The sequence below is a fragment of the Bacteroides sp. 1001136B_160425_E2 genome, assembly GCF_015559655.1.
Classification (GTDB): domain Bacteria; phylum Bacteroidota; class Bacteroidia; order Bacteroidales; family Bacteroidaceae; genus Bacteroides; species Bacteroides luhongzhouii.
The window spans coordinates 218,672-233,195 of record NZ_JADMQH010000002.1; the positions used below are offsets into that span (position 1 = coordinate 218,672).

Genomic DNA, 14,524 nt, shown 5'->3' on the forward strand with positions numbered 1-14,524 from the left:
AATCCGGACGGATATTCATAAGCTTCGACCCAAATGAATAACGTATCGCGCATTGCTCGTTTTTAATAACTTTAGTCAATTACTAAAACGCACAAATTTATGAATAATCTTCTTATTTGTAAAGGGATAAGTAAAAATAGCTATTCGTTTTTAGCTTTTTTACTATTCACCTTCATTTTAATTGTTCCGGCTGCTGCCCAAACATTGAAAGAGCATGATATAACGCTTCGCGTGCAAAATGAGCCGGTAGAAAGTGTTTTCAATAAAATCAGCAAACAGACTAATTTTAAATTTCTCTATGACCAGGAGACAGTGAACAAAGCTCCGAGAGTTTCTTTCGACATTAAAAATGCTTCATTAAAACAGATTCTGGGGGAGATAACTACCCAGGCCAAACTTTATTTCAATAGGACTGATCATACAATTGCTGTCAGCAAACAGCCGCTTAAAAAGGAAGAAACAGCTCAACGTACACGCACTATCCAAGGAATTGTTGCAGATGATAAAGGAGAACCGGTGATTGGTGCCAGTGTTCAGATTAAAGGGGAAGGCAGTGGTACCATTACCGATATTGACGGGCGTTATTCAATCATGAATGTACCGGAATCTGCCACATTGACTATTTCTTATATTGGATATAAAACAGTGAATATCCCTGCAAAAGATAAGAATACGGCAAAAATCACGTTGGTGGAAGATAGTAAGATGATCGATGAAGTAGTCGTGGTAGGCTATGGCGTTCAGAGAAAAAGCGATGTTTCTACTTCTATTTCTTCCGTGAAAGCCGAACAAATAGCAGAAGTTTCCGCTTCCGATTTTCGTCAGGCGTTGGCAGGAAAAATGCCGGGAGTACAGGTGACGCAGCCTAGTGGTGATCCGGAAGGAAGCGTAAGTATCCGTGTTCGTGGTATCAGCACAGTGAATGCAGGTAGTGATCCTCTCTATATTATCGATGGTGTACCGGTGGAACGTGGGTTTGCTAATTTGAATAATAATGATGTTGAATCTGTAGAAGTTTTGAAAGATGCTTCTTCGGCAGCTATTTATGGTAGTCGTGGATCGAATGGTGTAATTATTATCACGACCAAACAAGGGCAGTCGGAGAAGATGAAAGTGCAGTATGATGGATATTATGGTATCCAGAGTGTTTCGAAGAAACTTTCAATGATGAATGCATATCAGTTTGCCGAATTTGCAAAAGATGGGCATGATAACGCCTATCTGGATGCCAATCCCGGTGGATCACCGGATGATCCGAATGGAATGCGTCCTAACTCATGGGAACGTATCCCCACCGAACTTTTTCCTTATCTGAATGGGGACAAGGGACTGACCGATACGGATTGGCAAGATGCTATTTTTCGTACTGCGGCTACTACCAGCCACAATCTTTCTATTTCCGGCAGAGGAAAAACAGTTGGTTATTTTATTTCAGCCAACTATTATGATAAAGAAGGTATTATCATTAATTCCGATTTTAAGAAATATAGTATGCGTATGAATTTGGACGGGAAATATAAAAGGCTGAAATTTGGTCTGAATTTTTCTCCTTCTTATTCTACTTCCAACCGGGTAGATGCTTCCGGGTCCAATGGTATTGTGCAATCGGCCTTGATGATGCCTCCGGTATGGCCGGTGTATAATGCGGACGGAAGTTATAATTATCAGGGAAACGGATATTGGAGAATTGGAAATGACTATCAGCACAATGCCGTATTAAATCCGGTAGCCATGGCAAACCTGCAATCGGATGTTGTAGACCGTATGGCTATTGTAGGAAAAGTCTTTGCGGAATTGGAGTTATATAAAGGACTAACCTATAACATTTCTTTTGGTGGTGATTATTATGGTTCGCATAACGATCAATACCGTTCATCGGAACTTCCGTTATTGGGACAGAAATATTATGATGTGAAGTCGAATCCTACTGCATACAGTTCATCCGGTTTTTACTTCAACTGGTTGGTTGAGAATAAAATCAATTATAATACGACAATCAAAGATGCTCATTCTATCAATCTCGTTTTAGTGCAATCGGCTCAAAAAGAAACATATAAAGGGGATAATGTGACGGCTACCGATTTCCCGAATGACTACATACAAACAATTTCCGGAGGTACGGTAACGAAAGGTTCATCTGATAAAACACAGTGGACAATTGCTTCTTATCTGGCGCGTATACAGTATAGTTATAAAGGTAAGTATATGGCTTCTGCAGCGATCCGTGCGGACGGTTCTTCCCGTTTCGGAAAAAACAACCGCTGGGGATATTTCCCTTCTGCTTCTTTTGCGTGGAGAATAAGTGGAGAAGACTTTTTCACGAAAGCAAAATTTCTGTCGTTTGTCGATGACTTGAAGCTTAGAGCCAGTTATGGAGTTACCGGCAATTTCCAGATTGGTAATTATGACCACCTGTCTCTGATGGCTTCCGATAACTATATACTCGGTACAGGTAATGGCCAGTTGGTGAATGGATATAAGCCTAGTACCATAAAGAATGAGGATTTGAGTTGGGAAAAGAATGCGATGGTGAATGTGGGTATCGACTTACAAATGTTCAAAGGATTGTTGGGGCTGACTGTGGATTATTATAATACCAACACTTCTAATATGTTGTTGAACGTACCTGTTCCTCATCTGACCGGATATAGCACTGCATTGATGAATATCGGTAAAGTAAACAATCGGGGATGGGAAATCGCATTGACCTCACAGAAGAATATAACGAAAGATTTCGGTTATTCATTCAATGCCAATTATGCTACGAATACAAATGAAGTAAAAGCACTGGGGCCGGGTAATGCTCCTATCATATCTACCGGTAGTGTAGATCATGCGTATTACATAACGAAAGTTGGTGAACCTATCGGTTGTTATTATCTGTTGGTGCAGGATGGCATTTTCTCCAATGAAGAAGAATTGAAGAAATATCCTCATTTCAGCAATACCAAACCTGGAGATTTCCGGTTTGTGGATGTAGATGGAGACGGTGTAATGGACTTGGATAAAGACCGTACGATAGTAGGTAACTATATGCCTGATTTCACCTATGGATTCGGTGGAAAAGTATGGTTTAAGGGATTTGATCTTGATTTTAATTTCCAGGGAGTATATGGTAATGAGATTCTGAACTTGAATCGCCGATACATTGATAATCTGGAAGGCAATACCAATGGTACTACCATCGCCTTGAATCGTTGGAAGAGTCCGGAAGATCCGGGAAACGGTCAGGTGAATCGTGCCAATCGTAAATCAAAAGGTTATAATGGACGTACGTCAACCTGGCATTTGGAAGATGGTTCTTATCTACGGTTGCAGAATGTGACACTGGGATATACTTTGCCGAAGAATCTGACCCAGCGCTTTTTTGTAGAAAAGTTGAGAGTATACGTTTCCGGACAAAATCTCTGGACTTCAACTAATTATAGCGGATATAATCCGGAAGTGAATGCCCGGCCGACTAATTCTCTTTCACCGGGTGAGGACTATGGAACTTATCCATTGGCTAAAACATTCTTATTCGGATTGAATATAACTCTTTAATCATCCTTTAAAATACACGTTGTATGAAAAAATATAAACTAATACTATTCTTGTCAGCTGCTTTTTTATCAGTTGCCTGTACAGATAGTTTCTTCGATTTGGAACCAAGTAGCAGTGTGCCTACCGATAAGGTATATAAGACAGCAGACGATTTTAATGTAGCTGTGATGGGATGTTACTCTAAATTGCAGACGCAGGTTTCTTATTTTACGGAGTGTTGCGAATATCGGAGTGATAATTTGACATTGAGCGCACCTACTGCCGGAACGCAGGACCGTTATGATATTGATCAGTTTGCAGATAAAGCTTCTAACGGCATTCTGGAAGATGCTTGGGCGAATTTTAATAACGGAGTCTATCGTTGTAATCTTATATTAGATAGGATTGATGAAGCCAACTTTGACGCTACTCTGAAAAAACAATATAAAGGAGAAGCCCTTTTCATTCGTGCACTTACCTATTTTAATATGTACCGTCTGTGGGGAGGAATACCGATGACTAATAAAGTAGTGACAGTGGCCGAAGCTCTAAAAATCGGGCGTAGTTCAGACCAACAGGTTTATGATTTCCTTGTCGGTGATTTGAATCAGGTTATTAATGAAAGTATGTTGCCGTCTTCTTATACAAGTACGGATATGGGACGAGTGACTTCCGGTGCTGCAATGGCACTGCTTGGCAAGATTTACCTCACCTTCCATAAATGGACGGAAGCTCGCAATGTATTATCTCAATTAATAGGTAAGTATTCTTTGATGACTACTCCGGACCAGGTTTTTGATGTAAATAATAAAATGAATGATGAGATTATTTTTGCTGTTCGTTTTAATAAAGATGTTGAAGGAGAAGGGCATGGATACTGGTTCTCTATCATTAACCTGACCGATGATACCAATCAGACAAAGGCGCTGAAAGAATGTTATAAAGACGGGGATAAGCGCAAAGATTTGATTACTTATGTAAAGGTGGAAGATAAAGTCTGTGTCATGAATAAATTTAAGGATGTCAAGAGTGCGACTTATAACACTGTTGGTAATGACCAGGTTATTCTCCGTTATGCCGATGTCTTGTTGATGTATGCGGAAGCTTTGAATGAAATCAGTTACAGTAATTTGCAGAATTCAGAAGCCCTGGTTGCTTTGAATGCCGTACATACCCGTGCCGGCTTGTCTCCGATTCTGATTACGGAATTACCCGATCAGGATAGTTTCCGTAATGCGATTATGCTGGAACGTCAACAGGAATTTCCTTATGAGGGACAGCGTTGGTTTGATTTGGTACGTATGGGAGGTGCTAAGGAGGCCATGAAAGCAGAAGGACATATTATTCAGGATTACCAGTTCCTGTATCCTATTCCCAAAACGGAATTGGAAAGAATAAACAACACAGAATTGTTGTGGCAGAATACGGGATATTAATAGGGTTAAACTAAAAGAATTCAGACAATGAAAAAAATAATATATAGCTTGTTGTTTATTCTTACAGTAGTTTTTACTGCTTGTGAAGAAGATCTGCCAAAAGCGAGTTTCGATTTATATGAACTGAAGTCACTGGCGGCAACAGCCGGAGATATGAATGTGACTCTTTCTTGGGAGGCATACGAAAATGCCCGGCCTAATGAATATTTGATTCTTTGGACTTCCGGATCGTCAGACGCGGAAGGAGGTGAGATGACTGTGGATGCAAAAACAATGACTGCCACAATCAATAATCTGGTGAATGATGTTGCTTACACTTTTTCTGTACAGCCTCGTTATACAGGAGGACTGGCCAGTAAAACGACCGCTGCCTGTACGCCGAAGAATGCGAGATACCCGATTTCTGGTTTGACGGCAGCAGCCGGCAATGAAAGAGTGCGCTTGAGATGGACAAAACCTGCCAGTGAACGTTTTACCCGTTATCAGGTTACTGTTAATCCGGGCAATCAGATTATCAATCTGGATGATACTTCATTGGAAGAATACATTGTTGACGGGCTGACTAACGATCAGGAATATACGTTCAATATAGTCTGTGTCTATCCCACAGGCAATTCTATTCCGGTGGAAACTTCAGCTACTCCGGGATTGATCTATCCTATTCTTGCCAATACGGAACTGGTCGTGTGGGAACCTTGCGCCTTTGCTTATAACGATATGTATTTTATGGCAGGTGAAGTGAAATCGGTAAGCTGGGATTTTGGTGATGGTACGACATCAGGAGAAAACAACCCTGTACATGCATTTGCTACTACCGGAACTTATACAGTAGCTGTTACGGTGACTTATGTAAATAACACAACCGAGTCGGGTAGTCTGGCTGTTACAGTCGGCAATTATAAATGGAATTCTGTCGATTTGAACTTTGGCGGACTTACCGGATATGTAAAGACTTCCAATCCGGTGTTCTCTCCGGATGGAAAAACAATGTACATTCCAACATCTACTCCTGCAGGGCATTTATTTGCTATTGATGTAGTGAGCGGTGAATTCAAATGGGTGTTTGCTATTGATAAGGTGACTTATGGCGGAGGAGCGTTAGTCGGTTCTGATGGCACTATTTATCAGTGTGTAAGTAATGCTTCCGTAAATAATGTATATGCAATAGCACCTACTAATGGTAAACAAAAATGGGCGGTTAAATTGGATGGCGTAATAGGAGCTTTCCCTGCATTGTCTGCAGATGGTATCCTTTATTGTTTGACTAATAAAAGCATATTGTATGCACTTGATGTAGCTAATCAGGGCAGTATCAAATGGCAAAAACAGTTAGATGGTGACACGGGAGGTGCTGTTGTCCTTGATAAAAAGGGCAATGTTTACGCTGGTACGAATGCAACTATTTATGCCTTCAACTCCAAGGGTGAACCGCTTTGGACATTAGAGGGAGATAATAAAGTTACAGAACGAGGAACTTTTGCGTTGAATGGTAATATGCTTTATGCGACGTTGAAAGGAGGCGGACTTGTTGCTGTCGATATGACAAACGGGACAAAGATATGGACGTATCCGACTACGAAAGGTGATGCCTATTTTCCGATTGTAGATAAAAATGGTAATATCTACTTTACAGAGAAAGGATCGCAGACAGTTCATGCAGTAAATGCCAACGGGGCTAAAATCTGGGAGAAAAAGGTAGGCAACAATTTGAATTACAGTGGAGGTGCCTTGAGCACGGATGGTATTCTTTATATAGGTACTCAATCGAATAACAAAGTGTTGGGACTTGATATCACTAATGGAAACATCGTTTTTGAAGAAACTGTAGGACAACAAGTCATGGCAGCTGTTACTATTGGTCCGGACAAACGGCTTTATTGCGGAACGATCGGAACTAGTGAGATTGGTTCCGTCAAAGCATTTGATATTAATAAGACTTTGGAGACAGACTCCTGGGGTATTCGTGGTGGTGATATTCAAGGTACAAACCGTCAAAAGTAAGCAATCATGAGAGTTTCTGTTTTTATCTTATTTATGGCGATGACAATGGGGGTATATGCACAGAAATATAAAGTAGGTACGACTACAGCTTTGTGGAAAGTACCTGCTTCCACAGACTTTTCTCAAGCCCGGTCTGTGGGGCTAGAGTATGTGGAAGTTGCATTTAACCAGTGTTATAGAGGCGTTCCGGCAAATGAGGTCATTTCTCGTGTTCGGGGTATGAAAGCAAAAATTGATAGTGCCGGTATCAAAGTCTGGTCTATACATCTTCCTTTTTCCCGCACATTGGATATATCGGTTCTCGATGAAAAGAAAAGGAAAGAAAATGTAGATTTTATGGCGGAGATGATCGAACAGTGCGCTCAATTTCAACCGAAATGTTTAGTTCTGCACCCAAGTTCCGAACCGATTGACGACAGTATTCGGGCACAAAGAATAGCCAATGCTTCCAGGTCTATCGCTTATCTGAAGAAGTATGCGGATCAGATAGGAGCACAGTTATGTATAGAGAATCTGCCGCGGACTTGTTTGGGAAATACTCCTGAAGAGCTTTGGGAGATAATCAAAGACATTCCCGGTGTGAAGGTTTGTTTTGATACCAATCATTATACAAAAGGAACGACGGAACATTTTGTAGAAACCATTGGTGAACGTATTGGCACCATACATGCTTCGGATTTTGATTTTGTCAACGAGTGCCACTGGCTTCCTACGCAAGGCGATATTAAGTGGGGAAAGTTAATGCACGCACTCGAAGGAGTCGGTTATGAAGGAGTTTTCATGTATGAAGCGACTAAAGATCATGAAAGCCATGATACACGTCCAACACCGGAACGGGTCGTTGAAACTTTCAATAAAATAATTAATGATTATAAAACACTGAAATAAGATGGATATAATAAGAAAAATTCAATATTTACTGTTTTGCCTTTTGGCAATAGGCTTTGTTGCTTGCGATGATGATGACAACAACAGTACCGAAACAGGTCATGAAGGAATCCTTACTCAATTGGCAGAGGAAGTGGATGCCACAGCACAACAGTTGTGGAGTTCTTCTCCTTTGATTGTCAATGCCGGACGTACTGCTACTTTGACCAAAATTCAGGGGTATGCGGATAAATGTAAAGATGATTATTTCATCAGTTATCTGAATGGTTTCGACCAGGCAAGTACAAGTATGGAAAAGTGTGATCCTATTATCTATTTTTATCGGAGCGCATTTGACCGTGTGATGGATGGAATTAAAAGTTCAAAAGTGGAAAATGGTACGGCAGAGATTTGGGCACTCTATAATATGGGATATGTGGTTAAGACTCCGTCAGGATGTTTTGCTATAGACATTTCTCATCGTTGGGCAAAAGAACTGGCGCCTTATATTGATTTTCTCTGCGTCACTCATAAGCATTCTGATCATTATAACAATGATCTGATTCAGGCTATGTTTGATTTAGGCAAACCGGTATTGTCCAACTACCTGAAGGATACGACATATCCTTATACCGCAAAAGGAGATAAAGATTATGAAATAGGAAAATTCAAGATTAAAACTTGTATCACCGATCACAACAATTCCGGATTATCTAATTTTGTGACTGTATTCTCAATTGATTGCGGTGAAGATACCGGCAACTTCGTCTTTATGCATGTAGGAGACTCCAACTATAAACCGGAACAATATACGAATCTGGCTTCTCATGTGAATGTACTGATACCACGTTACGCTCCCAATGCACTGACTGAAAATAATATTCTGGGTTCGGGTGCGGGACAGGTAGAGCCGGATTATGTCTTGTTGTCACATATTCTGGAGCTGGCTCATGCTGGTGTTGACGAATCGAGATGGTCGTTGGATATGGCACTCGAACGGGCTTCGAAGATTAACTGTGAACAGACCTATGTACCAATGTGGGGAGAAAAAATGGTTTGGAAAAACAATAAATTGAATTAAAATACTTAATGTTTGAACTTTATGAAACGGATATGTAACTTCATACTTCTTCTATGTTTGGTACAACTGGCTGTTGCCCAAAATAGAATAACTGAAATCAGAGAAAACCTGTTAGGAAATCATCCTGATAAAATATTGGTTGTATCACATCGGGCCGACTGGCGTAATGCTCCGGAAAACTCATTGCAAGGGATACAAAATTGCATTGATATGGGAGTCGATATGGTAGAGATCGATTTGAAAAGAACCAAAGACGGACATTTGGTAGTGATGCATGATAAAACAATCAATCGCACCATGAGCGGAAAAGGGCTGGTAGAAGATTATACATTAGCGGAATTGAAAGCCATGCGTCTAAAAAACGGGGTAGCTTGTAAAACAAGACATCAGATTCCTACATTGGAGGAAGTCATGTTGCTCTGCAAAGGTAAGATAATGGTAAATATTGATAAGGGCTATGATTATTTTCAGGAGGCTTATGCCGTACTCGAGAAGACAGGAACAGTCGACCAGTGTGTCATCAAAGCCGGGCTTCCTTATGAACAAGTGAAAATTGAAAATGGTGCTGTGTTGGATAAAGTAATTTTTATGCCTATTGTACAGTTGCACAAAGAAGGAGCTGAAGCTGTTATTGACAGTTACCAGACTCACATGAAGCCTGCAGCTTATGAGTTAGTATTTGATAATGATAGTCCGGAGGTTCTTAACTTGATAAAGAAGGTGCGTGATACAGGTTCTAACTTGTTTATTAATTCTCTTTGGCCCGAACTGTGTGGTGGTCATGATGATGACCGTGCAGTAGAACTTCATCAACCGGATGAAAGCTGGGGATGGATTATTAATCATGGAGCAAAACTAATTCAAACCGATCGTCCTGCCCTCTTATTGGAGTATCTACGCAAAAAGAAGCTTCACGACTAAATAGACTTTCTCATGTTGAAACAACTTATAAACTTTTACAAGGTCTCTTCACCGAGACCTTGTAACGGGGAAGTTTTGTCTTCATCCGACTCACAGTATCTTCATTCCGATGCCCGTCGCCTGAAATACTTGAAATGGTCTACTTTCCTTTCAGCTACTTTCGGTTACGGTATGTACTACGTTTGCCGTCTTAGCCTGAATGTCGTGAAGAAGCCCATCGTAGATGAAGGGATTTTCTCTGAAACAGAACTAGGAATCATTGGCTCTGTACTTTTCTTTACTTATGCCATTGGGAAATTCACGAATGGTTTCCTTGCCGACCGTAGTAATATCAATCGCTTTATGACTACCGGCTTATTGGTTACAGCTTTGGTCAACCTTTGCTTAGGTTTTACTAATTCTTTCCTCTTGTTCGCTATACTTTGGGGGATCAGCGGCTGGTTTCAGTCTATGGGAGCCGCATCTTGTGTGGTAGGTCTTTCCCGTTGGTTCACGGATAAGGAACGGGGGTCCTACTATGGATTCTGGTCTGCCAGCCACAATATTGGTGAAGCGTTGACCTTTCTGATTATTGCCTCCATCGTCAGTGTGCTGGGCTGGCGTTACGGTTTCTTCGGGGCGGGTGTCGTGGGCTTGATTGGCGCATTGATTGTCTGGAAGTTCTTCCATGACACTCCCGAAAGTCTGGGCTTTCCTCCTGTGAATGCACCCAAAGAGAAAAAAGAGATGAGTTTCATAGAAACGGCTGATTTCAATAAGGCGCAGCGACAAGTCCTATTGATGCCCGCTATTTGGATACTGGCTCTATCGAGTGCTTTTATGTATATCAGTCGCTATGCGATCAATAGTTGGGGTGTCTTCTATTTAGAGGCCCAAAAGGGTTACTCCACATTGGATGCCAGTTTTATTATTTCTATCTGTCCGGTCTGTGGAATTATCGGTACCATGTTTTCGGGAGTCATTTCTGATAAGCTGTTTGGCGGTCGTCGTAATGTGCCTGCACTGATATTCGGATTGATGAATGTTTTTGCGCTTTGCCTGTTTCTGTTGGTTCCGGGTGTACACTTCTGGATAGATGTGCTTGCCATGGTTCTTTTCGGGTTGGGTATCGGAGTTCTCATTTGTTTTCTGGGTGGTTTGATGGCAGTCGATATTGCCCCTCGTAATGCTTCCGGCGCAGCATTGGGAGTGGTGGGTATTGCCAGTTACATTGGAGCCGGTTTGCAGGATGTGATGAGTGGTGTTTTGATAGAGGGTCAGAAGACGGTTCAGAACGGAGTCGATGTTTATGATTTCACATATATCAATTGGTTCTGGATTGGGGCTGCTCTGCTTTCGGTACTCTTTGCATTATTGGTTTGGAATGCAAAATCAAAAAAAACAGATTAGTTTCTGATATATTAGGTTAGATTGAAAAACACTTGTTTTCCAAAGAGGATAACAAGTGTTTATTTTCAATGGTGTCGGTTTTTATTTCGGGAAGTTCGTTGCTGCGATTCTTCCCGAAATGTTTTTATCATTCAATTATCTACATAAAGATAATTCCCCCTTCGTATTCCTTCAAATGTTTGTATTCCAATAGGAAGTTTACGCATTAAGTTGTCCATATCCGATGGTTTTAGAGTTATACGATATGCAAATGAGAATTTAGGCAGAATACAAACATTGTCTTTTCAGAATAAATTCAGTTTTATGCCTTTCTTTTGCCGGAGATAATTTATTACCTTTGTAACTTTAATCCGATAATCAATGAGTAGAATAATATTAAATACTAAGATTTGGCTGTTTGTGTTGTTGCTTGGAATGTCGTTTTCCGCATGGGCACAAAGTGATGATTTAAATACATGGACTAAATTCAAGGTAAATCATAAGATAGATTCCCGTTTCTCGGTTTCTGGTGATTTGGAGTTGCGCATGAAAGATGATGTAAGCCGGTTGGATCGTTGGGGATTGACTGTTGGCGGAAGTTATCGCCCTTGTTCTTTTTTGAATCTGGGGGTGGGATATGAGACCCATCTTCGGAATCTGGGTGACTCAGACTGGAAATTGAGACATCGTTATCATATATCTGCCATTGCCAGCTTTCGTTATCAATGGTTGAAAGTGTCTTTGCGGGAGCGATTTCAGCAGACTTTTGACCGTGGTGATTCTGAAACTTGTCTACGTTCTCGTTTGAAGTTATCCTATGCTCCTACAAAAGGAATCGTTTCTCCTTATTTTTCTGTTGAAATTTATCAAAGTCTGGATGATACTTCTTTTTGGAGAGCAGACCGTATGCGCTATCGTCCCGGAGTGGAGATTGCTTTAGCCAAACGTTGGTCATTGGATGCATTTTATTGTTATCAATATGCATCTTCGCAAGGCAAACACATTGCCGGAATAGAAGTGGGGTATTCTTTTTGAAATAAATGACGAATAGTAAATAATAACTAATGCTAATATAATAATGTGGAGTTCAGAATGTCTTGTATTTGCATGTATAATGTAAATGGCTGATTAGGTGGCTTCTATATAAAAGGTTAATCTTTTTAAAGGAAAATATTTTTTTTCTTAACTATAATGTGTATTTTCGCTTCTACATTTCAAACTGTAATGTGGAAATTTAAGATTTTACAGTTGCAACAGACGTGTTGTATGGTTTTTCATAACCGAAAGTGAATACTTCCTCTTATGGCATTCTTTCTGCCCAATCAAGAATTTCTTTTTTTTGAACTAATAGAAAAACAAAATGAAAACATGCCATAGCCTATTTGTGGGAGTAGGTTCTTTTATCCTTTGTTGTACTATGTTTACTGCTTGTGTAAACCATATTTCGGAGGAAGAAGGGGAAATCGTTAATAATGGAGATATTCCATTGAAATTTGTTGCCGACATTCATGAGATTATGAATACCCGTGTAGTAAATAATAGTTTTGGAGAAGGAGATGAAGTGGGATTATTTGCACTTGCAGGAACCACTACAATGCAAGAAGAACGTTATGCAGATAATCTTTATTTTGTGCGTTCATCTACTGGAGAGTTTGTTTCTGATGAATCGGTTTACTATCCGGATGATGGAGTTGCATTAAATTTAATCAGTTATTATCCATATCAGAATAGTGGGGTAGCAATGGGGGAAAGTTTCATGCAAGTGACCGTTGCAACAACTCAAGATAACCCGGATGATTATTCTCATTCGGATTTTCTAGTTGCTTTAAAAGGAGATGTATTTGCCAGTAAAGATGCTGTTGCTCTATCCTATAACCATCAGTTCTTCCGCATGAAAATAATTCTTGTTCCCGGAGAGGGGGAAAGTGTAGAAGAAATGTTGTCTGTTAAACCGACGCTTTCGGTCAGTGGCTTTTATACAAAGGCTGTTTATGATTTTCAACAACAAATATTTTCTGCCTATTCAGAAGAGGAAGATATTACTCCTGCAGGAGAATGGGAGATTAGAGACGGACGATTAGTAGGAAAAGAGCTTATTTTGATTCCTCAAGAAGCTAGTGAAGGATATCAATACATAATGTTGAAAGCAGCTGGTAAGTCATATATCAGTTTATTACCACCTACTTTACAATTAAAAAGTGGGAAGCAGCGAGAACTGGAGATCGTGTTTGTATCAGCCGAAGATGTATTGATGAGCAAAGTGAACGGAGAAATAGGGGATTGGGATGGAACAGAAGTGGACCATACCGAATCAGGCATTTTGCATGAATATATAGATGTATCGAAACTGACTTTTGAAAAATCGAATGTGTATAAAGTGACACATTTGGGAAAACAAGTAGCCGAAATATGTAAAGAGTATCTTGTTACTCCGGATTTTTCTTCTCAAGCGATTGTTGCTTATTCCATGAAAGAAGACGGTAGCGTTAATTTATCTCAAGGAACTGTGGTACAGTTATTAGGAAAATTAGGGAAAGTGAATGGTGGAAGTGTATCATGGAATGTGGAAGATCACTCATTGGAATATAGTGGAGGAGCTCTGCCGGTTCGTAATAAGGTGTATGTACTGGCAGATGGAACAATCTCCTTGTCAGTAACACTGGCAGATGATGTGTTACCAGTTTTGGCACAGGAAGATATCGTTCGTGATGTTCGTGGAGGAATCATTCATAATTATCCGTTAGTGAAGATTGGAACTCAATATTGGATGCGGGATAATTTGGAGGCTTCTTTGTATACAGATGGTGAAATGCTTTCCAGAGTGGATGCGGTGACGGCGAATACAGTCGGATATTTGCAGTCTGCTGCGGAATATTATTTTTATACCGCTAATATCGCTCTTTCAGGTAAAATCTTGCCAGCTCATTGGAGTATACCGAATTGGGAAGACTGGAATATCCTAAAAGAGTATCTGAAAGGAGATGCTTCGTTGCTGAAATCAGGAACTTGGCTGCCTTTAAAATCCGAAGAGCTAATACAACCAGTAACTAATTTATCCGGTTTTAATGGAATGCCTGTGGGAATGTACGTAGGAGCTTTTCAAGCAGATTATGAGAAAAAACATCTCGCATATTGGACATTGGACAATACAAATACCGCTATCGACACTAAAGTCTTTTATCTGAAAAGTAATACAAATATCATAGAAGAATCTAATGCTGGTGTTGATACAAAAGCTTTTGCTATTCGTTGCATACGAAAGTAAATCGGTGAAAAGGGATTGTCTTTTTCATAAATTGCTTATATTTGGGAAATAAAACTAAATAAA

9 protein-coding genes are annotated in these 14,524 nt (G+C 40.2%); all 9 read left to right on the forward strand.

Annotated elements, in window-relative coordinates:
- Window positions 1-99: 99 nt before the first annotated feature.
- On the forward strand, window positions 100-3,543 hold the full coding sequence (locus I2I04_RS02790; protein ID WP_195654238.1) for a TonB-dependent receptor: 3,444 nt from the start codon (window positions 100-102) through the stop codon (window positions 3,541-3,543).
- Window positions 3,544-3,566: 23 nt separating this feature from the next.
- A complete protein-coding gene (locus tag I2I04_RS02795; RefSeq protein ID WP_143257302.1) occupies window positions 3,567-4,958 on the forward strand; it encodes a RagB/SusD family nutrient uptake outer membrane protein in 1,392 nt (463 codons plus the stop codon).
- Window positions 4,959-4,985: 27 nt separating this feature from the next.
- The gene (locus I2I04_RS02800; RefSeq protein WP_195654239.1) at window positions 4,986-6,959 is read left to right on the forward strand and encodes a PQQ-binding-like beta-propeller repeat protein; all 1,974 of its coding nucleotides are present in this window, start codon (window positions 4,986-4,988) and stop codon (window positions 6,957-6,959) included.
- A gap of 6 nt (window positions 6,960-6,965) precedes the next feature.
- Window positions 6,966-7,847: a sugar phosphate isomerase/epimerase family protein gene (locus I2I04_RS02805; protein WP_195654240.1), complete on the forward strand. Its 882-nt coding sequence runs from the start codon at window positions 6,966-6,968 to the stop codon at window positions 7,845-7,847.
- Window position 7,848: 1 nt separating this feature from the next.
- Window positions 7,849-8,907, forward strand: coding sequence for an MBL fold metallo-hydrolase (locus tag I2I04_RS02810; protein WP_195654241.1), 1,059 nt, complete (start codon window positions 7,849-7,851; stop codon window positions 8,905-8,907).
- 21 nt (window positions 8,908-8,928) lie between these two features.
- Window positions 8,929-9,828: a glycerophosphodiester phosphodiesterase family protein gene (locus tag I2I04_RS02815; RefSeq protein WP_143257306.1), complete on the forward strand. Its 900-nt coding sequence runs from the start codon at window positions 8,929-8,931 to the stop codon at window positions 9,826-9,828.
- A gap of 12 nt (window positions 9,829-9,840) precedes the next feature.
- Complete coding sequence (locus I2I04_RS02820; RefSeq protein WP_143257307.1) at window positions 9,841-11,217, forward strand: MFS transporter; 1,377 nt, start codon at window positions 9,841-9,843, stop codon at window positions 11,215-11,217.
- A gap of 360 nt (window positions 11,218-11,577) precedes the next feature.
- Window positions 11,578-12,231 (forward strand): DUF2490 domain-containing protein, encoded by a 654-nt coding sequence (locus tag I2I04_RS02825; RefSeq protein WP_143257308.1) that lies wholly within the window; start codon window positions 11,578-11,580, stop codon window positions 12,229-12,231.
- A gap of 325 nt (window positions 12,232-12,556) precedes the next feature.
- Window positions 12,557-14,461: a fimbrillin family protein gene (locus I2I04_RS02830; RefSeq protein WP_195654242.1), complete on the forward strand. Its 1,905-nt coding sequence runs from the start codon at window positions 12,557-12,559 to the stop codon at window positions 14,459-14,461.
- Window positions 14,462-14,524: the final 63 nt, after the last annotated feature.

Coding starts and splice junctions, on each gene's coding strand:
- I2I04_RS02790 (WP_195654238.1), top strand. CDS start 100: ATGAATAATCTTCTTATTTGTAAAGGGATAAGTAAAAATAGCTATTCG.
- I2I04_RS02795 (WP_143257302.1), top strand. CDS start 3,567: ATGAAAAAATATAAACTAATACTATTCTTGTCAGCTGCTTTTTTATCA.
- I2I04_RS02800 (WP_195654239.1), top strand. CDS start 4,986: ATGAAAAAAATAATATATAGCTTGTTGTTTATTCTTACAGTAGTTTTT.
- I2I04_RS02805 (WP_195654240.1), top strand. CDS start 6,966: ATGAGAGTTTCTGTTTTTATCTTATTTATGGCGATGACAATGGGGGTA.
- I2I04_RS02810 (WP_195654241.1), top strand. CDS start 7,849: ATGGATATAATAAGAAAAATTCAATATTTACTGTTTTGCCTTTTGGCA.
- I2I04_RS02815 (WP_143257306.1), top strand. CDS start 8,929: ATGAAACGGATATGTAACTTCATACTTCTTCTATGTTTGGTACAACTG.
- I2I04_RS02820 (WP_143257307.1), top strand. CDS start 9,841: ATGTTGAAACAACTTATAAACTTTTACAAGGTCTCTTCACCGAGACCT.
- I2I04_RS02825 (WP_143257308.1), top strand. CDS start 11,578: ATGAGTAGAATAATATTAAATACTAAGATTTGGCTGTTTGTGTTGTTG.
- I2I04_RS02830 (WP_195654242.1), top strand. CDS start 12,557: ATGAAAACATGCCATAGCCTATTTGTGGGAGTAGGTTCTTTTATCCTT.